26 protein-coding genes are annotated in these 25,451 nt (G+C 31.0%); 15 read left to right on the plus strand and 11 right to left on the minus strand.

The annotated features are described in order from the left end of the window. Positions 1-313, minus strand: a 313-nt coding sequence (locus N5D03_RS09320; RefSeq protein ID WP_280051462.1) for a hypothetical protein, incomplete at its 3' end; no start/stop codon positions are given. Positions 314-818: 505 nt separating this feature from the next. Between N5D03_RS09320 and N5D03_RS09325 the strand changes: the two genes are divergently transcribed. Together N5D03_RS09325 and N5D03_RS09330 are read left to right on the plus strand one after the other, a co-directional pair. Continuing rightward, positions 819-1,301 carry a hypothetical protein gene (locus N5D03_RS09325; RefSeq protein WP_115000270.1) on the plus strand — a complete coding sequence of 161 codons (483 nt, stop codon included), beginning with the start codon at positions 819-821 and terminating at the stop codon, positions 1,299-1,301. Between the two features lie 23 nt (positions 1,302-1,324). Further along, a complete protein-coding gene (locus N5D03_RS09330; RefSeq protein WP_280051463.1) occupies positions 1,325-1,771 on the plus strand; it encodes a hypothetical protein in 447 nt (148 codons plus the stop codon). On the opposite strand, the gene N5D03_RS09335 is transcribed toward N5D03_RS09330, so the two are convergent. Then, positions 1,768-2,217: a hypothetical protein gene (locus N5D03_RS09335; RefSeq protein WP_219034859.1), complete on the minus strand. Its 450-nt coding sequence runs from the start codon at positions 2,215-2,217 to the stop codon at positions 1,768-1,770. The two genes, N5D03_RS09330 and N5D03_RS09335, sit on opposite strands and share 4 nt — an antisense overlap. Positions 2,218-2,410: 193 nt before the next feature. Here N5D03_RS09335 and N5D03_RS09340 point away from each other — a divergent pair, with 193 nt between their 5' ends. The 3 genes from N5D03_RS09340 to N5D03_RS09350 all read left to right on the plus strand — a co-directional run bounded on the left by N5D03_RS09340 (position 2,411) and on the right by N5D03_RS09350 (position 4,657). Then, positions 2,411-3,160: a GLPGLI family protein gene (locus tag N5D03_RS09340; RefSeq protein ID WP_219034860.1), complete on the plus strand. Its 750-nt coding sequence runs from the start codon at positions 2,411-2,413 to the stop codon at positions 3,158-3,160. Positions 3,161-3,287: 127 nt separating this feature from the next. Then, entirely contained in the window at positions 3,288-3,581 is a 294-nt protein-coding gene (locus tag N5D03_RS09345) for a DUF3861 domain-containing protein (RefSeq protein WP_280037999.1), read from the plus strand. A gap of 11 nt (positions 3,582-3,592) precedes the next feature. After that, a complete protein-coding gene (locus N5D03_RS09350) occupies positions 3,593-4,657 on the plus strand; it encodes a nitronate monooxygenase (RefSeq protein WP_221854445.1) in 1,065 nt (354 codons plus the stop codon). On the opposite strand, the gene N5D03_RS09355 is transcribed toward N5D03_RS09350, so the two are convergent. Then, positions 4,658-5,230 carry a TMEM175 family protein gene (locus N5D03_RS09355; protein ID WP_280051464.1) on the minus strand — a complete coding sequence of 191 codons (573 nt, stop codon included), beginning with the start codon at positions 5,228-5,230 and terminating at the stop codon, positions 4,658-4,660. 141 nt (positions 5,231-5,371) lie between these two features. Between N5D03_RS09355 and N5D03_RS09360 the strand changes: the two genes are divergently transcribed. Continuing rightward, positions 5,372-5,923 (plus strand): DUF1697 domain-containing protein, encoded by a 552-nt coding sequence (locus N5D03_RS09360; protein ID WP_180906760.1) that lies wholly within the window; start codon positions 5,372-5,374, stop codon positions 5,921-5,923. Positions 5,924-6,001: 78 nt separating this feature from the next. Here the strand turns inward: N5D03_RS09360 and N5D03_RS09365 are convergent, their stop codons facing one another. Both N5D03_RS09365 and N5D03_RS09370 read right to left on the minus strand, forming a co-directional pair. Further along, the gene (locus N5D03_RS09365) at positions 6,002-6,562 is read right to left on the minus strand and encodes a TlpA disulfide reductase family protein (RefSeq protein ID WP_280051466.1); all 561 of its coding nucleotides are present in this window, start codon (positions 6,560-6,562) and stop codon (positions 6,002-6,004) included. A 70-nt stretch (positions 6,563-6,632) separates the two neighbouring features. Next, a complete protein-coding gene (locus N5D03_RS09370) occupies positions 6,633-7,226 on the minus strand; it encodes a thioredoxin family protein (RefSeq protein WP_115000253.1) in 594 nt (197 codons plus the stop codon). A 111-nt stretch (positions 7,227-7,337) separates the two neighbouring features. Between N5D03_RS09370 and recG the strand changes: the two genes are divergently transcribed. From recG to N5D03_RS09390, 4 genes are all read left to right on the plus strand, one after another. Beyond that, complete coding sequence (recG, locus tag N5D03_RS09375) at positions 7,338-9,443, plus strand: ATP-dependent DNA helicase RecG (protein ID WP_280051468.1); 2,106 nt, start codon at positions 7,338-7,340, stop codon at positions 9,441-9,443. A gap of 178 nt (positions 9,444-9,621) precedes the next feature. After that, on the plus strand, positions 9,622-9,786 hold the full coding sequence (locus N5D03_RS09380) for a hypothetical protein (RefSeq protein ID WP_280051470.1): 165 nt from the start codon (positions 9,622-9,624) through the stop codon (positions 9,784-9,786). A gap of 240 nt (positions 9,787-10,026) precedes the next feature. Beyond that, positions 10,027-11,550, plus strand: coding sequence for a catalase (locus N5D03_RS09385; RefSeq protein ID WP_280051471.1), 1,524 nt, complete (start codon positions 10,027-10,029; stop codon positions 11,548-11,550). 61 nt (positions 11,551-11,611) lie between these two features. Then, a complete protein-coding gene (locus N5D03_RS09390; protein ID WP_280051472.1) occupies positions 11,612-12,130 on the plus strand; it encodes an ankyrin repeat domain-containing protein in 519 nt (172 codons plus the stop codon). Between the two features lie 57 nt (positions 12,131-12,187). Here N5D03_RS09390 and N5D03_RS09395 read toward each other — a convergent pair whose 3' ends face one another. Both N5D03_RS09395 and N5D03_RS09400 read right to left on the minus strand, forming a co-directional pair. Then, positions 12,188-14,059, minus strand: coding sequence for an Nramp family divalent metal transporter (locus N5D03_RS09395; RefSeq protein WP_280051474.1), 1,872 nt, complete (start codon positions 14,057-14,059; stop codon positions 12,188-12,190). A gap of 97 nt (positions 14,060-14,156) precedes the next feature. Beyond that, the gene (locus tag N5D03_RS09400; RefSeq protein ID WP_115000246.1) at positions 14,157-16,064 is read right to left on the minus strand and encodes an AMP-binding protein; all 1,908 of its coding nucleotides are present in this window, start codon (positions 16,062-16,064) and stop codon (positions 14,157-14,159) included. A 361-nt stretch (positions 16,065-16,425) separates the two neighbouring features. On the opposite strand from N5D03_RS09400, the gene N5D03_RS09405 reads away from it, so the two are divergent. From N5D03_RS09405 to N5D03_RS09425, 5 genes are all read left to right on the plus strand, one after another. After that, entirely contained in the window at positions 16,426-18,660 is a 2,235-nt protein-coding gene (locus N5D03_RS09405; protein ID WP_280051476.1) for a RelA/SpoT family protein, read from the plus strand. Positions 18,661-18,703: 43 nt separating this feature from the next. Continuing rightward, positions 18,704-18,976, plus strand: a complete 273-nt coding sequence (locus N5D03_RS09410; protein ID WP_280051477.1) for a hypothetical protein — start codon at positions 18,704-18,706, stop codon at positions 18,974-18,976. 149 nt (positions 18,977-19,125) lie between these two features. Beyond that, entirely contained in the window at positions 19,126-20,103 is a 978-nt protein-coding gene (locus N5D03_RS09415) for an amidohydrolase family protein (RefSeq protein WP_125349365.1), read from the plus strand. Between the two features lie 78 nt (positions 20,104-20,181). Further along, positions 20,182-21,096 carry an amidinotransferase gene (locus N5D03_RS09420; protein WP_280051478.1) on the plus strand — a complete coding sequence of 305 codons (915 nt, stop codon included), beginning with the start codon at positions 20,182-20,184 and terminating at the stop codon, positions 21,094-21,096. Between the two features lies 1 nt (position 21,097). Beyond that, entirely contained in the window at positions 21,098-22,036 is a 939-nt protein-coding gene (locus N5D03_RS09425) for an arginine deiminase-related protein (protein WP_280051479.1), read from the plus strand. A gap of 72 nt (positions 22,037-22,108) precedes the next feature. Here N5D03_RS09425 and N5D03_RS09430 read toward each other — a convergent pair whose 3' ends face one another. The 4 genes from N5D03_RS09430 to N5D03_RS09445 form a co-directional block, all read right to left on the minus strand. Continuing rightward, a complete protein-coding gene (locus N5D03_RS09430) occupies positions 22,109-22,942 on the minus strand; it encodes a sulfurtransferase (RefSeq protein ID WP_280051480.1) in 834 nt (277 codons plus the stop codon). Positions 22,943-23,011: 69 nt separating this feature from the next. Then, complete coding sequence (locus N5D03_RS09435; protein ID WP_280051482.1) at positions 23,012-23,377, minus strand: copper resistance protein NlpE; 366 nt, start codon at positions 23,375-23,377, stop codon at positions 23,012-23,014. Positions 23,378-23,398: 21 nt separating this feature from the next. Continuing rightward, positions 23,399-24,175, minus strand: coding sequence for a hypothetical protein (locus N5D03_RS09440; protein ID WP_115000558.1), 777 nt, complete (start codon positions 24,173-24,175; stop codon positions 23,399-23,401). 71 nt (positions 24,176-24,246) lie between these two features. Continuing rightward, positions 24,247-25,416 carry a porin gene (locus tag N5D03_RS09445; protein ID WP_257468194.1) on the minus strand — a complete coding sequence of 390 codons (1,170 nt, stop codon included), beginning with the start codon at positions 25,414-25,416 and terminating at the stop codon, positions 24,247-24,249. Between the last annotated feature and the right edge of the window lie 35 nt (positions 25,417-25,451).

Genomic DNA, 25,451 nt, shown 5'->3' on the forward strand with positions numbered 1-25,451 from the left:
TATTTTTTCGAAATTGTAGAAAGAAAAGTACGCCCATAGCAAGTTGAAGAATAAATAATAAAATAATCCACGTATTCATTTTTGCTGCAAAATCAGATAATTGATTGTACATTCCATCATATTTATCTACCGAAGTTTCAGCTATATTTTTCACAAACTGTATATCGTTCGATTTTTCAATGAGCATAATTTGTTCACCTTTATAACCTTCATTTTTATTCGGAACAACTTCAATTTGATTAGCGCTTACAAAAAACAGAAAAATACTAATGATTGTAGATAAAAATAATAGAAAATAATTGATGTATTTCATGAGTTAGATTATGTTTTGCAAAGATACACTAACTTTTATTAGCTTGTTGTATATGCGCCAAATGATGATTGCAATTCCAAGCATAAATCGCAAGATTTGTTTACTGATGACGAAATTTTTTGTCCCAATCACTTTCAACAAAAGAATTTAACAAAGTAACCCAACGTTGATGCAGCCTTCAGAACGATATTATTGTTCGAATTTAGGTTCTGAAAGAGAGGTGATTTCATTCTGAATTTTTTGTGGAAACTCACGAATTGTTAAAATTCATCATTCAATAGATTCTTTGTTAAATGATGTTGAAATTTCAAATTTTCTAGTGTTTTCATATTGTTCTTAAGTTTAAGAAATTTTTACAACTTTACTGATAAAAATTATTCTATTTTGTTAAAACAAGTCACTAACTTTGCAACTTCAAAAAATAATTGTGCAAACCAAACGCATCATAAAATTTGTCACGATACTGATTATTTTTATAATTCAGTTTCTGTTTTTATTTTCGATAATGAACGAAAGAATAGAACATTATCTTGTTCCTTACATTATTGCTGCAATTTGTTTACTTTTGATTGTGGTTTACCGCAAGTTTCCACTGCATCATCACGAATATTCTTTTGATCGTAAAACTTTGGTTTTATGGATTCCTATTGCAGCAATAATTACATATTTGATCAATAATAAATTAGGTTTAGGCGGTGTTTTTTCTGCAGGAATTATAGGAACTTTAGGTTCTTTTTTAACGAAGTTTAATTCTCGTTCAGAATATCTAAAACAAATTGCAGGACCAATTTATTGTGGTGCTTTCATTGGGATGACTTCGCTTGATTTTCAGTATGTTTATTGGATGATTATTTCGGCTGGAGTTTTTACTGCCTTGTTATTTTTTGCTACAAAATCTTTATTTGTTGGTGTGGGTGGAAAGCTAGGAACATTAGCATTTATAGGCGTTTTGTTGAGTATGTTGTTGTTTAAATTAATTATTGGCTAATGATTATTGAATTTTTAATATTAATGATGTTTTCAATAATTGCTTCATTAACAACATATGAATTAAACATTCGTTTCAAACAAGGTCCAGTTCGTGCCTCTGCAATGATTGCAATGATTGTCGGTGGATTTTTCTATTTTTTTCCAACAATTTTACCAGAGTTTTATACCAAAAATATTCCGTTGTATGTAATTGGCGGAACTTTCATTGGAATGGTATCATCAACCATAAATATCAGTTATTTTTCGTTAGTTTTTTCTCCAATTTTATTTGCAGTTTTATTGCATTATACGAGCAAAATTTTCAATGGTTATGGAGGTTCATTAGGTACAACGGCTTGCATTTCGTTGATGTGCACAATGGCATTTCCTATTATCACAAAAAATAAAAAGGTAACATATGGTTATCGTCTAATTCGAATTATTTTTAAGAAAAGAAAACGTAAGAAAATTATTAAACGAAAAGTTTAATCAAAACAATTGAAAACAATCTCTCCCAGTGTTTTACTTTTCCAATAATTGATCTGTTTAATTTCTGATTCACCTAATAATTCTAAATCAGAAACGTCTACTTTTTTGTTTAATTCTTTTGGATTTAGAAGGATTAAACTGGAGTTTACCTCTGATTTTAATTGTGAAATTAATTCAATAGGAAAGTCAATAAATTTCAAATCGAAGCATCTATTTTTTTCTACACAAGCAAAGATTAAATAAGTAGAATTTACTATCAAATAAAAATCTTGTTTTGTCTTTTGATAATTAATTTTAATTTGATAAAAGTTAGAAGAATCATTCATTTTCAGAACAACTTCTGTCTTGGTAAATGGATATTTAATTCCTTTCAGAATTTTCTCTAAATCTTCTGTTGTATAATTAGGAGTGGTGTCAAAACCTGTAATTCCTTTTTGTAATTTCATAAATTTTGGTTGTGAATATATTTTTAAAAGTAATATTTATTCCTTCAATTTATATGATTCTCAATTTTAGGAAATTGTTAAATTTTCAAATTATATTTTATGAATATGATATAATTTATTGTGTCATGTTTAACAAATTCATTTTCTTTGTTTCTTTACTTTTGAGAATAACAAAACCATAAATTATTATAACATGAAAAAACTTATATTTTCGGTATGTTTTACAACTATTTCGTGTATTATTTCTTTTGCACAAGCCAAAAAGGAGAACATAAAAGTAATCTACAACACAGATTTTATTTTAGATTTCGATAAGATCAAAAGTAGTATCCCTGCTGCGTATCAAGCGAGTTTCAAAAGTGAAATAGATCGCGGAATTTCGGTGAAATTTGTATTGGAGAGTAATGGTAAAATGTCTTCTTTCAAACCTGAAATTAAAATTGATAATAATCAATCCAATGACAATTCTATTGCGCAGATGATTATTGCTGCAGAAGCAAATCCACAATATAAAGATTATGAAAAAAACGAATTTTATAATGTGAAAGATTTTGGAGTGAAAACCTTTTTGATTAAAGATAAAATCTTTGATTATCAATGGAAAATCACAAAAGAAAAAACAGAAATAGCAGGTTATAACGCGACAAAAGCAGTTGGAATAGATGAGGAAGGAAGAGAGGTGATAGCGTGGTATACAACAAGTTTACCTTATAGAGATGGTCCTTATCGTTATGCAAATTTACCAGGATTGATTGTGAAAGCAGAAATGTCAGAAGATGAGTTCAAGGCTATTTTTACAATGAAAGAAATCGAAATTTTAGATAAAGATATTGTGATTACTTTGCCAACAAAGGGAAAAGTTGTGACAGACAAAGAATTTATGGCGGAAATGAAAGCAATGAATGAACGTCATAAGCAAGTAAATCAAGGAGTTGATAAATAACAAAAGAGAGTTGCAGAAATGTGACTCTTTTTTTGAATAAATATTATTGATTTAATCAATCAATTAAACGAATAATCATTTTAATTTTTGATAATTCTAATCTGTTACTTTTGGAAAAATTAGATATATGACAAAGAAAGGAAATCACTACAAATTAACGTTAGAACAGACCGAATTATTAGACAAAGATGCACCATTACAGGCTCCAATCGTTTTAGATTTTATGAATCATGATGAGATTTTTAAGATTATTGAAATGATAAAATCTAAAAATCCGTTCGAAAATGAAAATCAATCAGTAGAATTTGCAATAGGTTTAAAGTTGTTTTTGGAAGTGGTTATGAAGAATAAAAACAATCCAATTTTTGAGGATTTACTTCCTGCGATAAAAGTTTTTATGCCTAAATTGAAAGAAAATTAAAGTAAAAAAAGATGATTTGGCAAAATGAACTAACAGCATTATTTGGCGTAAAATATCCGATTATTCAAGCGCCAATGTTTGGAGTAACGACATCAGAAATGGTTGCTGCAGCAAGTAATTGTAACTGTTTAGGTTCTTTGCCAATTGCTGATTTGGATGCAGAAAATTCATTGAAGCGAATTTATCAAACCAAAAAATTAACGAATAAACCTTTTGCTATCAATATTTTTGCGAACGATATTCCTGAAATCACACCAGAATTAAAGCAAAAGTATAATGCAACAAAAAATAAGTTAATTGAGCTTGCGCGTCTACAAAACTTTGATATCGTTTTTCCTGAGATTGAAGCTGTAAAACCAAATGGTTATAAGGAACAAATAGAAGTAATTTTACAAGAAAAGTGCAAAATCTTGAGTTTCACTTTTGGCAATTTTGACGATAATTCTATTAATCGTCTTAAAGAACATCATGTGACATTAATAGGGACTTGTACAACGCTGGAAGAAGCGATACAATTGGAAAAATCGAATATTGATGTGATTTGTGTACAAGGAATTGAAGCAGGTGGGCATCGTGGAACATTTAATCCAGATATTTTGCCTCAAATTGGTGGCTTTTCATTGTTTTCGCAAGTAAAGGATGTTGTAAAAAAGCCGTTGATTTTTGCTGGTGGAATTTATGATACGAAAACACTTTTGGCTGCTAAACAATTGGGTGCAGATGCTTTTCAGATTGGTAGTTTGTTTTTGTGTTCCAATGAAAGTGCTTTAAAATCCTTCGAAAAAGAACGATTAAAAAATGTAAGGGAAAGTGAAATTATCTTGACGAAAAGTTTTTCTGGAAGATATGCACGAGGAATTGAGAATGAATTTATTCATTTATTTGAAAACTCTGAGTTTGTTTTACCTTATCCTTATCAAAATAAATTAACAAATCCGTTGAGAAATGCTTCTAAATTGAACGAAAATACAGCGTTTACTAATTTATGGTTAGGACAATCTTTTAAAAATTTTGAAGAAGATTCTACATCTAATCTTCTTCAAAAATTAATTGATTCTGTGGAAAATTATCAATAATTATCGCATCGATTTTTCAATTCTTCTATCTGGAATTAGCCATAGTAAAGCAATTAAAGCATAAATGACAATACCAATTTCTGGTTTTACAAATGAAATTCCGATTCCAGCCAAATAACCAATACTCGAAGAAATTTCTTTAAAACTTCTACTCACAGATTTTCCAATAACAGATTCCTTTCCTTCTTGTTTTATAGCAATTTTTTCAATAATCATAAATGCTACACTGCTCATAAATAGGACAAATCCATAAAAAGCAACAGGAAAAGTTGAGTCGTAATTTTCGCCCATCCAACCAGTCGAAACAGGTAGCAAAGACAACCAAAAAAGTAGATGTAAATTACTCCATAAAATTCCGCCGTTTACTTTTTCAATTGCCTGAAAAAGATGATGATGATTGTTCCAATAAATTCCAACATAAATAAAACTGAACAAATAATTCAGAAATTTTGGGATATAAGGTTTCAAACTCATTATATCATCTCCAAGCGGAACTTTCAGATCCAAAACCATAATGGTAATAATAATTGCAAGAACGCCATCGCTAAAAGCTTCTAATCTGTTTGTAGTCATAGGTTTTATTAGTTTTTTTATTATTCAGAATGATGCTAATTTATCAAAATTATCATAACAAATGAGCGATTTGTTTCAAAATTTCTATTATATTTATTTTCATAATTTTAAACCAAGTTTCTCGTAAATAGAGATAGTTTTATGAATACTTTTATTGCAATCCTGAGAGGTATAAATGTAAGTGGTAAAAAAATCATCAAAATGGATGTTTTGACCAAACTTTTGGAGGAACTTAGACTGGAAAATGTGACGACTTACGTACAAAGTGGAAATGCTGTTTTTTCGACAAATTTGACTGATATTAAAGAAATTGGTGATTTAATTCACGATAAAATTGTAGAAAGTCTATCTTTTGAAGTTCCAGTTTTGATTCTTACCATCGAAAAGTTAAAAAACATTATTGAAAATAATCCTTTCTTAAAAGATTTGAGCATTGATAAAGAGTTTTTGCATTATACGTTTTTGGCAAATAAACCAGAGGAAATAAATACTGAAAAAGTTGAAAGTTCAAAAACTGAAGATGAACAATATTTTGTTGCTGATGATGTTGTTTATTTATATTGTCCTTCTGGTTATGGAAAAACAAAATTGACCAATAATTTTTTCGAAAAATTACTAAATGTAAGTGCTACAACCCGTAATCAAAATACAACAACTGCTTTATTGCAATTAGCGTTGATGAGAGAAAATTAAAAAGAGAGTTAACTTACAGATATAAAAAAAACCGTTATTAATCAATTAATAACGGCTTTTTTATGTTTTTGAATAAAATTATTCAGCGATTAATTTATCTAATAAATCATTAATTTCTTTATCGTTCCAATCTCTCGTTTTTGTTTCTTTCAACACAACTTCACCTTTTTTATTTAAGATATAAGTTGTTGGAAAAACCTTTGGTAACATATTATTCGAAATTGGACTATTTGGCACATAAACTGGCATTGTATAATTATTTTTTTGCAAAAAAGGATTAAAAACTGTCGGTTTATCCTGAATAGCAATCAATACAAATTTTACTTTTTGTCCTTTTGCTTCATACAATTTCTGAATTGTTGGCATTTCTGCAACACAAGGAGGACACCAGCTTCCCCAAAAATTTAGGAAAACAACTTCACCACTTTTCTTGAAATCAATCAAGTTTGTATTCGCAGCGCCGTTATGACCAATTAAATCAATATCATAATCACTTTCTGTTAATTCTATATCAGAACCAGCAACGTGGCTATTATCTTCCATTTTACTTTTAAAAAATGTACCAATTGGCGTAAACATAATAGCGACTAAAGCGACAACTACAACGATGGCAAAAATAATTTGCTTATTTCCTTTCATTTTTCTTTTTCAATAAAATCTTACACAAAGATGCGAACAAATATCAAGTTGAACAAATAGAAAAAAATGATTAATTACCGATGTTTTCGTCAATCAAATCTAAAATTTCATTTACAATATCTTCACCTTTATTATTGTTGTAATATTTTTGTAAATCTTCGTGAAAATCATCTGCTGAATACGTATCAGGATTACTTTTGAAACGCGCCAACATTTCCATTCCAGCTTGTGGACGAGGACCAAAACGGAAAGCTTCTTCATTTTCATCATTCACTCCAATAATAATCGGAATAGAAGCTGCACCATTTGTTTTGTATTTTTCCATCAACTCCATGTTTTCATCACGTAAAACATAATGCGTCGAAACTTGAAGTGCATTTGCCAATTTCTCCACAACAGGTAAAATTTGAGATGCATCTCCACACCAACCTTCTGTAATTACTAATAATTTTAAATTATTTGTAGTTGATTTAACGCGTATTTCTTGAGCAGGATTTAAACTGAATGTTTTAAAAATTCTGTTCATGCGTTGCAATCCCAAAGCATAATATTGTACATATTCTTTCGGATCATCGTTTTCGATTTCGTTTTCCAAATCATCTTCAACGCGTGTGATATAATCTTCGTATGATAAACCTTTGTTGATGTATTCTGTTAAATTCATTTGATTCTAATTTGTTACAAATATAAAGCAATTCTACGAGCTTATTTTGTAACAATGATGACATTGTTTATCGTTAAAATTTGGTAAATTGCGACTTTCGAAAGTAGAAAAATGTATCAAAATCCATTAAAAAAAACAATAGAATATTTAAAAGGTGCTGGACCTGAGCGTGCTAAAACACTGCAAAGTGAATTCAGAATTTTTAGATACGAAGATTTGATACAGCATTTTCCTTTTCGTTATGTTGATAAATCGAAATTCTATAAAATTTCAGAAATTTCATCAACAGCAGCCGAAATACAATTGAAAGGTAAAATTGTTAGTTTAGAAGAAATTAACCAAGGAAAAGTAAAACGTTTAGTTGGGAAATTTCAAGATGGAACTGGAACTTTAGAATTAGTTTGGTTTAAAGTTTCTTCTTGGCAAAAGGAGAAATTAAGAAATGATCTTTTCAAAGAAGTTGTGATTTACGGAAAACCAAATGTGTTCAATAATAATTTTAGTATTACACATCCTGAAATTGAATTAGTTGAAGACGCTAAAAATATTCCGCTTGGATTATTTCCTGTTTATCCGAGTACTGAAAAGTTGACGAAAAAAGGAATTACGAATCGTGTTCTTCAAAAAATGATGATGAATCTTTTTGCCGAAAACATCGATATTCCTGAGAATTTACCTTTAAATGTTCTCGATCATTATAAGTTAGTTGGAAGAAATGATGCGTTAAAAGCAATTCATTTTCCAAAAGATATAACGGAATTAAATGCAGCAATTCGTCGTCTGAAATTTGAAGAATTTTTCTTTCTAAATCTTGCAAATCTCTCTCAAAAAGCAGTCAATAAACAAAAGAATAGAAGTAATCCTTTCCCAGAAATTGGTCATTATTTCAATACATTTTACAATGAATATTTACCTTTTGAATTGACAAATGCACAGAAAAGAGTGATGAAAGAAATTCGCTTTGATCTTCGTCAACCTGCGCAAATGAATCGTTTGTTGCAAGGTGATGTTGGTTCTGGAAAAACGATGGTTGCATTATTAACGATGTTGATTGCTGTCGACAATGGTTTTCAGGCGGCTTTAATTGCGCCAACCGAAATTCTTGCACAACAACATTACGAAAGCATTACAGAATTGCTGAATGGTTTGGATATTTCGGTTGAATTATTAACGGGTTCAGTGACAAAGAAAAAACGTCAACCTATTTTAGAAAACCTTGAAAATGGAAACCTTAAAATCATTATTGGGACGCATGCATTGTTAGAAGATAATGTGATTTTTCAGAATTTGGCATTAGCTATTATTGATGAACAACATCGTTTTGGAGTTGCTCAACGTGCAAAAATTTGGAGAAAAGCTAAACTTCCACCACATATTTTAGTGATGACAGCCACGCCAATTCCACGTACACTTTCGATGACAATGTATGGCGATTTGGATGTTTCGGTGATCGATGAATTACCAAAAGGACGAAAACCTATTAAAACGCTTCATAAAACTGATGCACATCGTTTGAGTGTTTTCAAATTTATGAAAGATGAAATTGCGAAAGGTCGTCAAATTTATGTGGTTTATCCATTAATTGAAGAATCTGCAAAGTTAGAATTGAAAGATTTGATGGATGGCTACGAAAGTATTTCTCGTGCTTTTCCGTTGCCAGAATATGCGATAAGTATTGTGCATGGTCGTCAAAAACCTGCTGATAAAGAATTTGAAATGAATCGTTTCAAAAATAATGAAACTCAAATTTTGGTAGCGACAACTGTGATAGAAGTAGGTGTTAATGTCCCAAATGCGTCGGTGATGATTATTGAAAATTCTGAACGTTTTGGACTTTCTCAATTACATCAACTTCGTGGCCGTGTAGGTCGTGGAGCGGAACAATCGTATTGTATTTTGATGACGGGAGGGAAATTGAATGAAGTATCGAAACGTAGAATTCAGACAATGTGTGAAACCAATGATGGTTTTCAGGTAGCGGAAGTAGACTTGGAATTGCGTGGTCCTGGTGATATGATGGGAACGCAACAAAGTGGAGTTCTCAATCTTAAAATTGCTGATTTAGCGAAAGATAAAGAGGTTTTGTATGCTGCAAGAAAATGTGTAGAAGCTATTCTTTCACAAGATCCAACACTTTCTTCTTCGATTTATGAGCCAACAAAAAAATATTTTATTGAAAATCATAAAGATAAAGTTGGCTGGAGTCAAATTTCTTAAAATTTAACATGAAGGAAACCATTTGTATATTTTTTGGTATAATTTATGTTTATTAAAAAACAAATACAAAATACTGAATTTTATTAGAAACTTTTAATTTTATCAGTTGTGTTAAATGAAATTAACATTAAAAATTGTTTTTAACACAATATTAGCGTCAACCAAAAAATTATAGATTATGATGTACACAAATTTAGAACTTATCAGAACTCCACAAGGAATAGAGGTTGAAGGAAACTCTTTATGGAAATTTAATCAACACTTGAATTTAATGGTATTAATCGCTAATGAATCGATAAAAATTAAACCTTCTATGTCTTTTCAACGATTTAGAAAAAATTAAATAATATCTCTCAAAACCGCTAAATAAGCGGTTTTTTTTTATTTCTAAAATTCTTCATCATTTTTATTTATTCATTTATTGCGAAATAATATATCACCTTTTTCTTCCTTGTAAAGGATTGGGTTATAATTATTATAAAAATTAATTACATCTAATAGATTTTATAGATTTGATTTATAATTATAACAGATTTAGTTTTGCTCTGTCTTAAAATGATAAATAAAGAATAAAACTATAATTATGATCAAAAGAAGTTTAGTATTAAGTTTAGCATTCCTTTCTACGATTGGATTTGCCCAACAATTAACAACAAACACAGGCGCTCCAGTTGGAGATAATCAAAATTCTAAAACAATCGGAAATAACGGACAAGTTTTGTTGGAGGACATTCATTTAATTGAAAAATTAGCAGCATTTGATCGCGAACGTATTCCAGAACGTGTTGTTCATGCGCGTGGAGCTGGAGCTTTCGGAGAATTTGTAGCTGATAAAGATTTTTCTGATGTGACAATGGCTGATTTCTTGTCAACAGCTGGTAAAAAAACACCATTATTTGTACGTTTTTCAACTGTAACGCATCAACAAGGTTCGCCAGAAACTTATCGTGATCCACGTGGATTTGCTGTTAAATTTTACACAGAACAAGGAAATTACGATTTAGTTGGAAACAATTTACCTGTTTTCTTTATTCGAGATGCAATCAAATTCCCAGATATGGTGCATGCTTTCAGGCCATCTCCTGTAACAAATGGCGCATCTGATCCAAATCGTGTATTTGATTTTTTCTCTAATTTACCAGAGTCTACGCATATGTTAACGTGGTTGTTTTCAGATTATGGAATTCCTGCAAATTTTCGTCAAATGGAAGGAAATAGTGTACATGCTTACAAATGGGTAAATGCAAAAGGTGAAGTAACTTATGTGAAATACAAATGGGTTCCTCAACAAGAAACGAAAAATTTAACACAAGAAGAAGCGAATAAAATTCAATCGACTGAAATAGAACATGCAACATTAGATTTACGTAATGAAATCGACAAAGGAAACTTTCCGAAATGGGATTTATATGTTCAATTATTGAAACGAGAAGATTTTGATAAATTAGATTTCAATCCTGTTGATGTAACGAAAATTTGGCCAGAATCTGTTGTAAAGTTAGTTAAAGTTGGAACAATGACATTGAATGAGAATCCAACGAATTATTTTCAACAAGTTGAGCAAGCAGCATTTGCTCCAGCTACGTTGGTTCCAGGAATTGAAGCTTCTGAAGATAAATTGTTACAAGGTCGTTTGTTTTCCTATTCTGATACACAACGTCATCGTTTAACGGGTAATTTCCAACAAATTCCTGTTAATGCACCAAAAAATAGTGTAAAAACATATAATCAAGACGGTTATATGTCGATCCGTGAGCAAAAAGGTGATGTAAATTATCAACCTTCAACTAATCTTCCTGAGGTTGTAGATAATGCAAAATTCAAGTATTCAAAATCTGTTTTTCCTGCAGGAGCTATAACAACTCAGCATGTCATTGATAAAGAAAATAACTTTGTACAAGCTGGAGATTTGTACAAATCATTCTCTAAAAAAGATCAAGATAATTTAATCAAAAATTTATCTGGAGCTTTAAATTCGGTTAAAAATAAAGTAATTGTTCATAAAATGATTGCACATTTTTACCATGCAAATACAGAATATGGAACACGTTTGATGAAGGCTACAAATACTTCTATGAACGATGTAAAGCAATATTTACCAAAATAATATCTATTGGATTGGAGTCGATTGAGTTTGGCTCCATGACTTTCATAAAATCAATATTATCATGAAAAAGCATATATTTTTAGCCTTATTTCTATTCAGTTTTTCTTCAATTTATGCACAAGATTTGTTTAGTGCGGCGAGAGAAAATAATGTGAAGCAAATAGAAGAACTAATTTCGAATGGAAAACATGTAAATGAAGCAAATCAACGTGGATTTACACCTTTAATTTTAGCGATTTATAATAACAGTTCAGACGCTGCGAAAGTATTATTATCAAAAGAAGCAAATCCTAATGCGCAAGATTTATCTGGAAACAATGCGTTGATGGGAGCCGCCTTTAGAGGATTTCCTGAAATGGTAAATTTACTAATTGCGAATAAGGCTGATGTTAATCAAGTGAATTTTAATGGAGCTTCTGTTTTGATTTTTGCTGTAACATTTGGTCAAAACGAAATTGCCAAAAAACTAATCGAAGCTGGTGCAGATTTAAACATTAAAGATAACAATGGTAAAACTGCTTTAGATCATGCTATTTTACAAGAAAATAAAGAAATGATTGAATTATTATCGATCAAATAATTTTTATATTTTAATCTAATCAAAAAGCCATTCAGAAAAATTCTGAATGGCTTTTTATTATTTTGCAATAAAGACCGGAATATTAACGCGATGCCTTAATTTATTAATCGTTTCTCCAAAAATAAAATCCATAAAACCTCGGTGTCCGTGCGAACCAACAATCAACAAATCTGCTTGATTTCGTTTACAAATTTCAGCAATTGAATTGATTCGATTATTGTAACCTAATTCGATTTTAGTTTCATTAAACAAAGGTCGAATGATCTCTGCATATTGTTCTAAACGTTTCAAATCTGACAGAGATTCTTCATCATTCGTACGCTCTCCCGTGTATTTTGCAGAAGCACTTTCGACAATATGAACCAAAATAATGGTAGATTCTGTAGTAGCTAATTGTGTCGCATAATTAATCACTTTTCTATCCGTTTTCGAAAAATCTAACGCAACAACAATCTTTTTGAAATGTTGATTCGAAATTTCTTCTAACGTAAACTTCTCAAATGGTTCATGAATTTCCTTTTGATGTTCTTCATTTTTCTTCAACATAATTGGAATAAAAAATGTCAGCAATAATAAAACTAAAAGTCCTATTTCTAACGCTATAAGAAAAATATTTAAAGTGTAAGATTCACTATTTGCCATCCATTTATTAACTTCTTCATACACCAATTGCGCATTCAGAAATGAAATAATAAAAGCGATTGTCCATGCAAAAAATTTGGTTGTTGTATTGATTGCAAAATTCCCCATTTTCGCTTTATCACTCACAAAATGAATCAACGGAATTACCGCAAAAGCCAATTGCATACTTAGGATAACTTGACTGAAAATTAGTAAAGAACCGACTTCTTTTTCTCCAAAAATAAGAATGACTACAACTGCTGGAACTACGGCTAATAATCGTGTCAAAATTCTTCTCAAAACAGGATTAATACGTAGATGTAAATATCCTTCCATCACAATTTGTCCAGCTAAAGTTCCTGTAACTGTAGAGCTTTGTCCAGCTAAAATTAAAGCAACTGCGAATAATTTTGGAGCCAAATCTGTTCCTAAAGTTGTCCCCAATAATCTATAAGCATCGCTCAGTTCTGCAACATCGTGATAGCCGTTTTTATGGAATACGGATGAAGCTAAAATTAAGATTGCAGCATTGACAAAGAAGGCTAAATTCAGAGCAATTGCGCTATCCCAAAAGTTATATTTGAGGGCTTTTTTGATTGAAAAATCATCGCGTTTTATTTGCCGCGTTTGGACGAGTGCAGAATGTAAATAAAGATTATGCGGCATTACAGTTGCGCCGATAATCCCAATACTGATGTACAATGCAGCGCTATTTGGAATAGATGGAATAAATCCTTTTGCAACTTCTCCAAAATCTGGTTTTGCTAAAAACATTTCCGTCAAAAAACATAAACCAATCATTGTGATTAAACCAACAATGAAAAGTTCCATTTTTCGCATGCCTAATTTCTGAAGATAAAGTAGAAGAAAAGTGTCTAAGAAACTGATTAAAACACCATAAATTAAATCAATTCCAAAAAGTAAATTTAGACCAATTGCCATACCTAAAATCTCTGCTAAATCACAGGCTGCAATTGCTATTTCGGCTAAAATGTACAAGACGAGATTCATTCCTTTTGGATAAGTTTCTCGGTTGCATTGCGCCAAATCTTTTCGTCGAACAATTCCCAAACGTGTACACAAACTTTGTAATAACAAAGCCATAATGTTACTCATCAACAAAACCCAAATCAAAGTATAACCAAATTGACTACCACCCGCTAAATCGGTTGCCCAGTTTCCCGGATCCATGTAACCAACGCTTATTAAGTAGGCAGGTCCAAAAAAACTTAGGATTTTTCTAAACTTTCCTTTTTTGATTTGAACACTTTCGTGCACATCTTCTAATGATTTGGATTGATTTGGCATTGAATGATATTTCTAATTCAAATTTATGTAAAAATGAATAAAAAAAGCAGTAATAGTAGGAATTACTGCTTTTGAAATAGTGAATGAATAAAATGGATTATATTGACGAAATCGCAAAGGCTAGACCTACGTTTCTTCTTGAAAATTCGTGAATTAATTCATCTAAAACTGTAGCATCATCAATTGTAGATGGAATTGTGAATGGTGTTCCGTCTGCAATTTGAGATAAAGTTTTGCGTAATATTTTTCCGCTTCGTGTTTTTGGTAGTCTGTTAACTATTATAGATGTTTTGAAACAGGCAATTCCGCCAATTTCTTTGCGTAATAAAGCAATCAAATCTTTTTCGATTTCTTCTTCCGATTTTGATGCGTTTTCTTTTGTAACAATCAAACCTATTGGAATTTGACCTTTCAATTCATCTTTAATTCCCACAACCGCACATTCTGTAATATCAGGATGAGAAGAAACCAATTCTTCCATTGTTGCAGTACTTAACCTATGACCAGCGACATTAATAATATCATCAGTTCGACCTGTAATAAATACAAAACCATTTTCATCTCTAAAACCTCCGTCACCAGTTAAATAATGATTCGGAAATTGTTGAAAATAACCTTTTATAAATCGGTGTTCATTTCGCCATAAACTTGTCATACAACCAGGAGGAAGTGGAAGCTGAATCACGATAGAACCTTCCTCTCGTATATCATTTTCTTGTCCTTCTTCATTTACAATTTTTATATTATACCCAAAAACAGGTAATCCAGCTGCGCCAGGTTCAGGCATTATATTTTCGATTCCAACACAAATTCCTAACATTGGCCAGCCGCTTTCTGTCTGCCACCAATGATCAATAACGGGTAATTTTGAAATTTCTTTTAACCAATAATAAGTAGATGTATCACAACGTTCTCCTGCTAAGAATAAACGTTTCAGACTTGACGTATCGTATTTTTGGAATAATTTTCCTTCTGGATCTTCTTTTCGAATTGCTCGAATTGCTGTTGGAGCTGTGAAAACATTTTTGATTTTATGTTCTTCAACCATTCTCCAAAAAGCTCCAGCGTCAGGAGTTTTGATTGGTTTTCCTTCATAAATAACCGTTGTAACACCATAAATTAACGGCGCATAAACGATATAGGAATGTCCAACAACCCAACCAATATCACTTGCAGTAAGAATTGTATCACCTGGTTCTAAATCATAAAAATAGTTCATTGTCGAATTTAGTGCAGTTGCATAACCTCCTGTATCGCGTACGACACCTTTTGGCGTAGAAGTTGTTCCAGAAGTATACAAAATATATAATGGATGTGTACTTGGAACTTCGATAGGTTCTATAGGTTGATGTTGATACATTTCATCATAGGTATGAACGTTTTCTGCTGATAAATCATCGGTGTGATTTGGACGTTCAAAAATGACAATGTTTTTTGGTTTGTAAAGTGTTAATTCAATTGCTTCATCAATCAATGGTTTATAGTTGATTTGACGATTAATTTCTACTCCATAAGACGCAGAAATAATAACATCAGGTTGAGCATCATCAATACGAATAGCTAATTCTGGCGCTGCAAAACCTCCAAAAACAACAGAATGTATTACACCAATTCTCGCACAAGCAAGCATCGCAACAATTGCTTCTGGAATCATAGGCATATAAATAATTGCTGTATCACCTTTTGATAATCCTAAGGATGTAAGACCTCCTGCAAAACGACTTACTTTTTCTAAAAGCTGATTGTACGTAATTTTTTGAACAACTTCTGTAACAGGAGAATCGTAAATTAAAGCAAATTGTTCTCCGCGTCCAGCTTTTATATTTTCCTCCAAAGCCAAACGGCTCATATTTATTTTTCCGTCAACAAACCACGAATAATATCCGTTTTCATTTTGTTTTAAGATTTGTTCAGGGTAAGTTGACCATGCTAATTTCTGCGCTTCTTCTTTCCAAAAAAGTTCAGGTTCTTCAATACTTTTTGAGTATAAAGTTTTGTAATCCATTTATGTGTGTGCTGTGTTTTATTTGTATTGTTAAGTTAGAAAAATGTTTAGAATTAATAATAAAGTTTAAAATGTTTGTTTTAGGACAGTTAATTATTTATCAACTATACAATAAAAAGTAGTATATAATTGTAAATTGATAAAATCAGATTATATTAATCAACTTTTATTATTAAATTAATAGTGTAAAAAGTACGTTATAAATTAGATTGATTAAAAATAAAGACTTAAAAAACGTGATAAAATCAGTTGAATATTATAGTCAATAAAAAATAAAATATTGTATATTTAATCCTTCGAAGAAAGCAGATAAATAAAGGGAATTAAAGCTTTTTTCTAAATCAACAAAAACATAAGAAAGATGGATACGCCTCATGTTATTACAGACGAACAATTAGAGAGAGAGAACATTGAGATAACGAGACGTTATAAAGAGATGCTTCAAAATACATATGTCACTTTATCAGATGAAGATAAAAAGCTGATTCGTAAAGCTTTTGATTTGGCTGTTGATGCGCACAAAGATCAGCGCAGAAAAACAGGCGAACCATATATTTATCATCCGATTGCTGTTGCCAAAATTGTTGCTGACGAAATTGGGCTTGGCGCTACATCAATTTCTGCGGCTTTAATGCATGATGTAGTAGAAGATACAGAATATACGTTAGAAGACATTGAGAAACTTTTTGGAAAAAAGATTGCAAAAATTATAGACGGATTAACAAAAATTGCGGTCTTAAACAAGCAAGATGTTTCGATACAATCAGAAAATTATAAAAAATTATTACTGACTTTATCTGAAGATGTGCGTGTGATTTTGATCAAAATTGCCGATCGTTTACACAATATGCGTACGTTAGAAAGTATGCGAGAGGATAAACAGTTAAAAATAGCATCCGAAACTATTTTTATATATGCGCCTTTGGCTCACAGAATGGGATTGTATAACATCAAATCTGAACTAGAAGATTTGAGTTTGAAATACACTAAACCAGATGCATATTTTAATATTGAACATAAATTAACAGAAACTGAAGCCGAAAGAAAAAAATACATTGATGATTTCTGTAAGACTATTTCAGAAAAACTTGAAGCCGAAGGTTTAGAATTTGAGATAAAAGGTCGTTCAAAATCAATCAATTCAATTTATCGAAAAACGATTAATCAAGGAATTCCTTTCGAGGAAGTTTTTGATTTGTTTGCGATTCGTGTAATTTATCGTTCGGATAAAAAGAATGAAAAATTCTTAGCTTGGAAAATTTATTCGTTGGTAACGGATTTATTTATTCCAAATCCAAAACGTATGCGCGACTGGATTTCTCAACCCAAAACAACGGGTTATGAATCGCTTCACGCAACGGTTATGGGACCACAAGCACGTTGGGTAGAAGTACAAATTCGTTCCGAAAGAATGGACGAAGTTGCCGAAATGGGTATTGCAGCACACTATAAATACAAAGAAAATGTATCGGACGACGAAACGAAAGTTGATGAGTGGATTCATCAAGTTCGTGAAATGTTAGAGCAAGAAGATACAAAGGATGCGATTGAATTTATGGATAATTTCAAATTCAATTTGTACTCCAAAGAGATTTATGTTTTTACACCAAAAGGAGATTTACATTCGTTACCAAAAGGAGCGAGTTCGTTGGATTTTGCTTACTCTATTCACACCAATGTTGGTGACCATTGTTTGGGTGCAAAAGTGAACGGTAAATTGTATCCCTTGTCGCATCAATTGCAAAGTGGAGATCAAGTAGAAATTATTACTTCAACGCAACAAAAACCAAAATTAGAGTGGTTAGAATATGTTGTAACGAGTAAAGCTAGAAGTAAAATTAAAGCTTCTTTAAACTCGGATAAACGTAAAGTTGCAGAAGATGGAAAAGAAATTATTCAACGAAAATTAAGACACTTAAAGGTTGATTTTAATGATAATACAACTAATCAGTTACAGCAATACTTTAAGTTAAGTTCGAGTCAAGATGTATTCTATAATGTTGCAATGGGAATTATTGACAACAACGATTTACGCAAATTTGCAGAACGAAATACTGGCTTCACAGGGTTGATTAACCGTTTCAGAAAATCAACATTCAATACAACTAAAAAAGATGATATTCCTGTCGACAAAACGAAATTAGATAGTCTTGTATTTGGGAATGATGAAGAGCGTTTAGATTACGAATTAGCGAGTTGTTGTAATCCAATTCCAGGTGACAAAGTATATGGTTTTATCACAGTTTCAAAAGGAATAAAAGTACATAAGGTAGATTGTCCAAACTCAGTTTCGTTACAAGCAAATTACGCCTACAGAATTATAAAAGCGAAATGGATTGATTCTTCTCAACAAGAGTTCAAAGCGTTGATTGAGCTACAAGGATTGGATCGAGCTGGAATGGTGAGTGATATTACGTTAGTTATTTCAAAAAATAACTCGTTGAACATGCATAGTATTAATTTATCTGAGGATGCAGGTATTTTTGATGGAAAGATTACAGTTTCTGTTAAAAATAAAGCCGAATTAGAAAAAATTATGATGGAATTAAAGAATATTGAAGGAATACAATCTGTAAAACGAACATATAAAAATTAGTTTTTATAAAATATTTAATTAACTTTATGTAAATTAACAATTTATGAAAAAATTACTATTAGCTTTTGCATTTCTTCCAATGATGAGTTTTGCTCAAGATGTAAATGAATCTCCACGTAAAGGAATTTTTGATAGTTCGGTTATTAAAGAATCAAATGATCCAGCAGTTTTTGTGGATGGAGAAAGAGTAGATAAAAGTGTTTTCACTAAAATGAATCCAGATGATATAAAATATATTACTGTAAATAAAACAGATAAAAAACAATATCCTAATGGCAAGATTGAAATTATTCTGAAAAAACAAAAAGAATCATAAATAGAAAAAGTCCAACATTTAGTTGGACTTTATTATTCGCTGATGTTACTAACAAAGGCACAAAGTTACACAAATCTTTTTGATAATATCGCTTCATTTCTCTTGAATAATCTTATTAATTTTACATCCCGAAAACAAACAAACTCACGATGAACAAACAAAACTATAATCCAATTGAAGAAGTACTTGAAAAAATCAACGAAAAAGGAGGTTGGGTTAATACGCATTCACACTTAGACAGAGCTTATTCATTGACTTCGGACACTTTCGCATTATCTAATTCTTACCTAAAAGAAAAATGGCATTTAGTTGATGATATGAAACGCAATTCATCTGTTGATGATATTTATTTCCGAATGGAAAAAGCAATTAATTTCATGTTAGAGCAAGGTTGTCAAGCAATTGGTTCGTTTATTGATGCAGATGAAGTAATTGAAGATCGTAGTATACAAGCAGCTCAACGCTTAAAAGATAATTACGGAAAAGACATCGAAATGCGTTTTGCAAACCAAGTGTTGAAAGGGGTTATTGATCCTAAAGCGCGCGAATGGTTTGATATGTCTTCTGATTTTGTGGATATTATCGGAGGTTTACCTGCAAAAGATTTCGGTCGAGAAGATGAGCATTTAGATATTTTATTATCAACTGCAAAAGCAAAAAATAAATTGGTTCACGTTCATGTTGATCAATTTAACACAGACGAAGAAAAAGAAACGGAACAATTAGCTTTGAAAACGATTGAACACGGAATGCAAGGAAAAGTTTCTGCGGTTCACTCAATTTCTGTAGCGGCTCATCCAAGAAAATATCGTTACGAATTATATGATTTAATTAAAAAAGCAGATATGCACATTGTTTCTTGTCCAACTGCTTGGATAGATCACAATCGTACAGAGCGTTTGGCGCCTTCGCACAACTCGGTAACGCCAGTTGATGAAATGATTCCAAGAGGAATTAACGTTGCCTTCGGAACAGATAATATTAATGATATTTATAAACCTTTTTCTGATGGTCATTTACTTACAGAATTGAGAGTAATGCTAGAGTCTTGTCACTTTTATGATGTGGAACAACTTTCAAATATTGCAACAGTAAATGGTTTGAAAGCTTTAGGAATTCAAAAATAAAATGTATATTTATACAAAATTAAATCTCGCTATTGCGGGATTTTTTTTGGAACATAAAATTAAAAACTACAATAAATTATGCGATTAAATGTACAGAATGAAACGGCTCAACTGCAAACTGTAGTCTTGGGTCGAGCAGAATCTAACGGAGCTAATCCAACACTTGATCAGACGTTCGATGCCAAATCTTATGAAACCGTAAAGAATAACGATTATCCAAAAGAAGAAGATTTGATTGCGGAAATGTCAGAATTTGAACAAGTTTTGAAGAAGTATAATGTTGAAGTTTTACGTCCAACATTGATCGAAGATTGCAACCAAGTTTTTTCTCGAGATGTCGGTTTTGTAATTGATGATGAATTCTTTATCGCGAATATTATTCCAGATCGTTTAGAAGAATTGCAAGCGTATCGCGAAATAAAACGTCAATTTAAAGGAAATAAAATCAATGCATTACCAGAAGAAGTTTATGTAGAAGGTGGCGATGTGATTTTGTATAACGATTTTATTTTTGTTGGAACGTACAAACAAGCAGATTTCAAAAATTATAAAACAGGACGTACAAATGTTGAGTTTGTAGAGTATATCAAAGCTAAATTTCCGAATAAAAAAGTCTTGGATTTTGAATTGAAAAAGAATGATGAAAATCCATATGAAGGAATTTTACATTTAGATTGCACATTCAATCCTGTTGGGAAAGACAAAGCAATTATTTACAAAGATGGCTTTTTATTTGAGAATGAATATCAGCAAATTGTCGATATTTTTGGAAAAGAAAATTTATTCGAAGTAACAAAAGAAGAAATGTATTGGATGAATCCAAATGTGTTTTCAATTTCTCCTGAAGTTGTTGTTTCTGAGAAAAATTTTATACGTTTAAATGATCATTTAGAAAATGTATGGAACATAAAAGTGGAACGAATTAATTACCGCGAAGTTTCTAAAATGGGAGGTTTACTAAGATGTTCTACAATGGCATTAATTAGAAAATAACATGAAACAAAAACAATATACGTCAACTATTTTGATGGTTGAGCCAACAGCTTTTTATTACAATCCTGAAACCGCTGTTAACAATTATTTCCAAACAGAAACGACAGATTCTCAAGAAGATATTCAGAAACAAGCATTAGAAGAATTTCAAGGAATGGTTTCTGCTTTGCGTTCGAAAGGTGTAAATGTTATCACAATCAAAGATACTGCTTCGCCACATACACCAGATTCAATTTTCCCAAACAACTGGATTTCATTTCACGATAACGGAAATGTAGTATTGTATCCGATGTTTGCAAAAAATAGGAGACAAGAGCGTCGTGAAGAAGATGTATTGAGTTTGTTGGAAGAAAAAGGTTTTCATATTGATGATGTGATTGATTTTACATCGGCAGAAGAAGACGAAATTTTCTTAGAAGGAACAGGAAGTATTATTCTTGATCGCGAACATGAATTGGCTTATGCATGTATTTCTCAACGAACTGATGAAGATTTATTGATTGAATTTTGTGAGGAATTAGAATATACGCCAGTTATTTTTCATGCGAATCAAACTGTAAATGGAGAACGCAAACCAATTTATCATACAAATGTAATGATGTGTATTGCAGATAAGTATGCGATTATTTGTTTGGATTCTATCGATGATAAAAAAGAAAAGAAAACAGTTTGTGAGTATTTATTAGAAGCTGGAAAAGAGATTATTGCAATCACAGAAGCGCAAATGCATCAATTTGCAGGAAATATGTTGCAAGTTGGCGGTTTAGGACAATCATATTTAGTGATGTCACAAATAGCTTATAATTCTCTTGATCAAGAACAAATTTCTAAAATTGAGGCTTATAATCCAATATTACCTGTTAAGATAAATTTGATTGAAAAATTAGGAGGAGGAAGCGCTCGCTGTATGATGGCGGAAGTTTTCTTACCAAAAAAATAAAAACATTTAGCTTAAAATTTACAAATCCGAGTAAAAAACTCGGATTTGTAAATCATGCAAAATAGTTTTAAACTATCTTTCAATCGGTAAATTTTCGTCAGCGCCCCATTCAGACCAAGACCCATCATAAACTTTTACCTTATCAAAACCTGCAATTGTCGAAGCTAAGGCTAGGATGGAAGCTGTAACTCCAGAACCACACGAAAAAATATTTTCTTTGGATGAATCTGTCAATTTTTCGAAAATTGCTTTCAGTTCTTCTTTTGATTTATATGTTGTATCAGCCAAAACATTTTCAAAAAATAAATTCTTAGAAGTTGGAATATGTCCGCTTCGTAAACCTTGTCTTGGCTCAGAAGAAGTACCCTTGAAACGCCCTTCTGATCGTGCATCTATAATTATTTTCGAATCATCATTTATTGCATTTAATATAACTTGTGTATAGGCAAACCAATTTAATTGAAAATCAGCAATAAAGTTACCTTTTACAGTAGATTGAAAATAAATAGAAGTTGTGACAAAATTATTATCCATCCAAACAGGTAATCCGCCATCTAAAACATATACTTCATTGTGTCCCATTGCTTTGAACATCCACCAAACTCTCGGACTCGAATAAACTCCCCAACGATCATAACAAACGATGATAGAATTTTGATTAATGCCCAAATTTTGAGCTTCTTTTGTAAAAGTTTTTTCATCAACAAGTGTATGAGGAAATTGCGAAGAATGATCAGAAAATTTTCCTTCCAAATCAAAGAAAATAGAATTCGGAATTAATTTTAATTCTTGATCTTTTATTGATTGTCCAACTTTATCAATCGTACAATCTAAAATAATTAAATTTTTAAGATCTAGATTATCATGTAATTCTTGTGTTGATATGATTGGTGAATTGAAAGTCATTTCTAATTTATTTTTTATAAAAGTAAAAAAACGCAACCATATTTGGTTACGTTTTCTTATCTATCTTATTTATTTTTTCTTTAACTGATAATTTTGTGCTAAAGCTCCAGTAATTTCATTTCCTTCTAAATCTAATTGGAATAAAATATTCTCTCCAACCTTATAACGTTTATATTCATCGTCTTTTGTTTTTAATGAAATTGAATTACCATATGTATTATCTTGATTTAAGGTTAATTCTGTTTTAATTCCTTCACAATCAGCACAAGGAATCACGCCCTCATAAGTTCCGTCCCAATCTAAAGCAGATTGAGAAGTAGAATCATCGATTTTTTGTGATGACTTATTTTCAGTGGTAGGAGTACTTTCAGTCTTTTTTTCGCAAGCTGTGAATAATATGCTTGTAAAAGCACATAATACAAATAATTTTTTCATAATATATTTATTTTAAGGTTATTATTTTAAGTTAAAGCCAACTTTTATCATTGGTCCAAACATATCCATATCATAAACAAAGTTGGAATTGTTACTTCCTTTCTCGTAGTCCATACTTATGATTTGATAGCCCGCCATTGCGTAAAATAAATCAGAAAATTGATAACCAGCCAATCCTTCTAATTGCCATGCTAATTTTGATCCGATTCCAAATCCTCCAATTTCTCCAGAAACATTATACAAAAACTTTTTGTTTGGTAAACTTCTTGTTCTTGCAACTAACATTGGATCTACCCAAGTTTTAGAAATACTACGATCTAAATGCATTGGTTTTAAAGAAACTGGATTGATTAGATTTACATCAAATCCAGATTTAATATTTACAAGGTTCATACTAATACCAGCTTCTAGCCAAGGTGTAATTTTTCTCAATAAACCTGCTTCAAAAGAGAATTGTTTTGCTGTTAATTTACCATCCAAAACTAAAGGGTCTTTTTTAACATTTGCAGCTAAAGAAGCATAAATAATATCAGATGTAATCACCCAATCTTTATTTTCGGCTTCAAAAGTTAACATTCCAGCAAATTTCAAATGCTCAAAAAAGTCTGAAGGGGATTGACTTACATGTACATTCGGAAGTCGAGAAACACTCGCTTTTCCTTTCATATGAGGCAACATCATATTTGGCTCTACTTTGAAATGCCAAGAATCATCTGGCTGAATTGAGTCTTGAGCAAATGTTTGCGTACTTGATGCTAATAGAATTAAAAATGTGCTTTTTTGAAAAAAGTTAAACATAATTTTTTAAAGTTTCGTTTTATTAATTATTTCAAATAATAGAGAGAAAAGTTAAGTTAGTTATGGTTTTATTATAGGTTAAGTTTCTTATTAAATTGTCTAGATAAATCTAGTTTCATTCCCAATGTAAAAACACTTTGTTCTTTTTTACCAACATAATTTTTACCAAAAGAGATACGCTGTTCTGTATATAATTGTACATATTTCATCGGATAATATTCTAATCCTGTAATGAAATCACTTCGTCTGAAATTTTTATCAATGATTATATTTTCTACAGATTTCTTTGTTTCAGGAACATATAAATTATAACCTCCTAAAATTGAAAATTTATTTAGTTTATATTTCAACGCTGTCTCAAAACCTTTTGCATCAAAAACATATGAAGGATTAATTGTATTTTCAGATTGATATGAAATAGGTATAAAATCACCATTTTGCTGTAAAATTCCAAGTAGACTAACATCAAATTGTTTACTCGTATATTTTAAACCAATTGAATAAAAAGTTGGATGTCCTGATAAACCTAAGATATGATTATCATCAATTAAGTTTTGAGCTATAAAAGCACGGTTAAATGCAGCTCCAATACTAATATTTTGATTTAATTCTAATTGAGCTGAAAAACCAAAACCATCAATAATCTTATCATCATTTCCACCTTTTGTTTGGATTTGAGCACCAAATTGAAAAGCTTTAATTTTATTTCTATAAATTATTGATTGATCTGCTCGTCCTGTTCCTAGCAAACCACCATCTGTTCCACCTGTAAAAGTTGCAGAAGCGCGTCCTCCAAATACATTAAAACGATCTGTATAAGCTGTAACATCACGGTAAACACTCCATTGTTTACCAAATGTTATTTTACCATATTTAGACAAATCAATACCTAAGTAACCCAAGCGATTACCAAAAACTTGTTGTTTTTGTTCTGAAACAATTGTCAAAAGATCACTATCTAAATTTCCATCAACATTAAACGACGAGTTACCTTTGAACATATTTATTTGGAGTTCAATACCAGCTACAAATGCAATATTTCCTTTTTTTAGATTAATTTCAATTCCAGCACGAGAGGCATTTTCTTGTAGCTCCATTACTTTATCATGCACAGCAAGATGACCTCTCAAACTAGTGTAAGGTCTTATCGAAATATCAATTGTATCATTTGATTTTTGAGCATAAACAATAGATCCTAATAATAAAAAGGCAGATATAAAATGTTTGTTATTGGCAATCATATTGAATGTTGATTTAGAACTATTTGCAAGAAAAA

The organism is Empedobacter sp. GD03861 (assembly GCF_029840885.1).
Taxonomy (GTDB): Bacteria; Bacteroidota; Bacteroidia; order Flavobacteriales; family Weeksellaceae; genus Empedobacter; species Empedobacter falsenii_B.

Bases quoted from the DNA above. Each gene is read 5' to 3' on its own strand.
- N5D03_RS09445 (WP_257468194.1), bottom strand. From the start codon at position 25,416: ATGATTGCCAATAACAAACATTTTATATCTGCCTTTTTATTATTAGGA.
- N5D03_RS09340 (WP_219034860.1), top strand. From the start codon at position 2,411: ATGAAAAAACTTATATTTTCGGTATGTTTTACAACTATTTCGTGTATT.
- N5D03_RS09435 (WP_280051482.1), bottom strand. From the start codon at position 23,377: ATGAAAAAATTATTTGTATTATGTGCTTTTACAAGCATATTATTCACA.
- N5D03_RS09430 (WP_280051480.1), bottom strand. From the start codon at position 22,942: ATGACTTTCAATTCACCAATCATATCAACACAAGAATTACATGATAAT.
- N5D03_RS09395 (WP_280051474.1), bottom strand. From the start codon at position 14,059: ATGCCAAATCAATCCAAATCATTAGAAGATGTGCACGAAAGTGTTCAA.
- N5D03_RS09330 (WP_280051463.1), top strand. From the start codon at position 1,325: ATGATGTTTTCAATAATTGCTTCATTAACAACATATGAATTAAACATT.
- recG (WP_280051468.1), top strand. From the start codon at position 7,338: ATGTATCAAAATCCATTAAAAAAAACAATAGAATATTTAAAAGGTGCT.
- N5D03_RS09370 (WP_115000253.1), bottom strand. From the start codon at position 7,226: ATGAATTTAACAGAATACATCAACAAAGGTTTATCATACGAAGATTAT.
- N5D03_RS09415 (WP_125349365.1), top strand. From the start codon at position 19,126: ATGAACAAACAAAACTATAATCCAATTGAAGAAGTACTTGAAAAAATC.
- N5D03_RS09420 (WP_280051478.1), top strand. From the start codon at position 20,182: ATGCGATTAAATGTACAGAATGAAACGGCTCAACTGCAAACTGTAGTC.
- N5D03_RS09390 (WP_280051472.1), top strand. From the start codon at position 11,612: ATGAAAAAGCATATATTTTTAGCCTTATTTCTATTCAGTTTTTCTTCA.
- N5D03_RS09345 (WP_280037999.1), top strand. From the start codon at position 3,288: ATGACAAAGAAAGGAAATCACTACAAATTAACGTTAGAACAGACCGAA.
- N5D03_RS09385 (WP_280051471.1), top strand. From the start codon at position 10,027: ATGATCAAAAGAAGTTTAGTATTAAGTTTAGCATTCCTTTCTACGATT.
- N5D03_RS09360 (WP_180906760.1), top strand. From the start codon at position 5,372: ATGAATACTTTTATTGCAATCCTGAGAGGTATAAATGTAAGTGGTAAA.
- N5D03_RS09335 (WP_219034859.1), bottom strand. From the start codon at position 2,217: ATGAAATTACAAAAAGGAATTACAGGTTTTGACACCACTCCTAATTAT.
- N5D03_RS09355 (WP_280051464.1), bottom strand. From the start codon at position 5,230: ATGACTACAAACAGATTAGAAGCTTTTAGCGATGGCGTTCTTGCAATT.
- N5D03_RS09325 (WP_115000270.1), top strand. From the start codon at position 819: ATGAACGAAAGAATAGAACATTATCTTGTTCCTTACATTATTGCTGCA.
- N5D03_RS09380 (WP_280051470.1), top strand. From the start codon at position 9,622: ATGATGTACACAAATTTAGAACTTATCAGAACTCCACAAGGAATAGAG.
- N5D03_RS09440 (WP_115000558.1), bottom strand. From the start codon at position 24,175: ATGTTTAACTTTTTTCAAAAAAGCACATTTTTAATTCTATTAGCATCA.
- N5D03_RS09425 (WP_280051479.1), top strand. From the start codon at position 21,098: ATGAAACAAAAACAATATACGTCAACTATTTTGATGGTTGAGCCAACA.
- N5D03_RS09365 (WP_280051466.1), bottom strand. From the start codon at position 6,562: ATGAAAGGAAATAAGCAAATTATTTTTGCCATCGTTGTAGTTGTCGCT.
- N5D03_RS09405 (WP_280051476.1), top strand. From the start codon at position 16,426: ATGGATACGCCTCATGTTATTACAGACGAACAATTAGAGAGAGAGAAC.
- N5D03_RS09400 (WP_115000246.1), bottom strand. From the start codon at position 16,064: ATGGATTACAAAACTTTATACTCAAAAAGTATTGAAGAACCTGAACTT.
- N5D03_RS09350 (WP_221854445.1), top strand. From the start codon at position 3,593: ATGATTTGGCAAAATGAACTAACAGCATTATTTGGCGTAAAATATCCG.
- N5D03_RS09410 (WP_280051477.1), top strand. From the start codon at position 18,704: ATGAAAAAATTACTATTAGCTTTTGCATTTCTTCCAATGATGAGTTTT.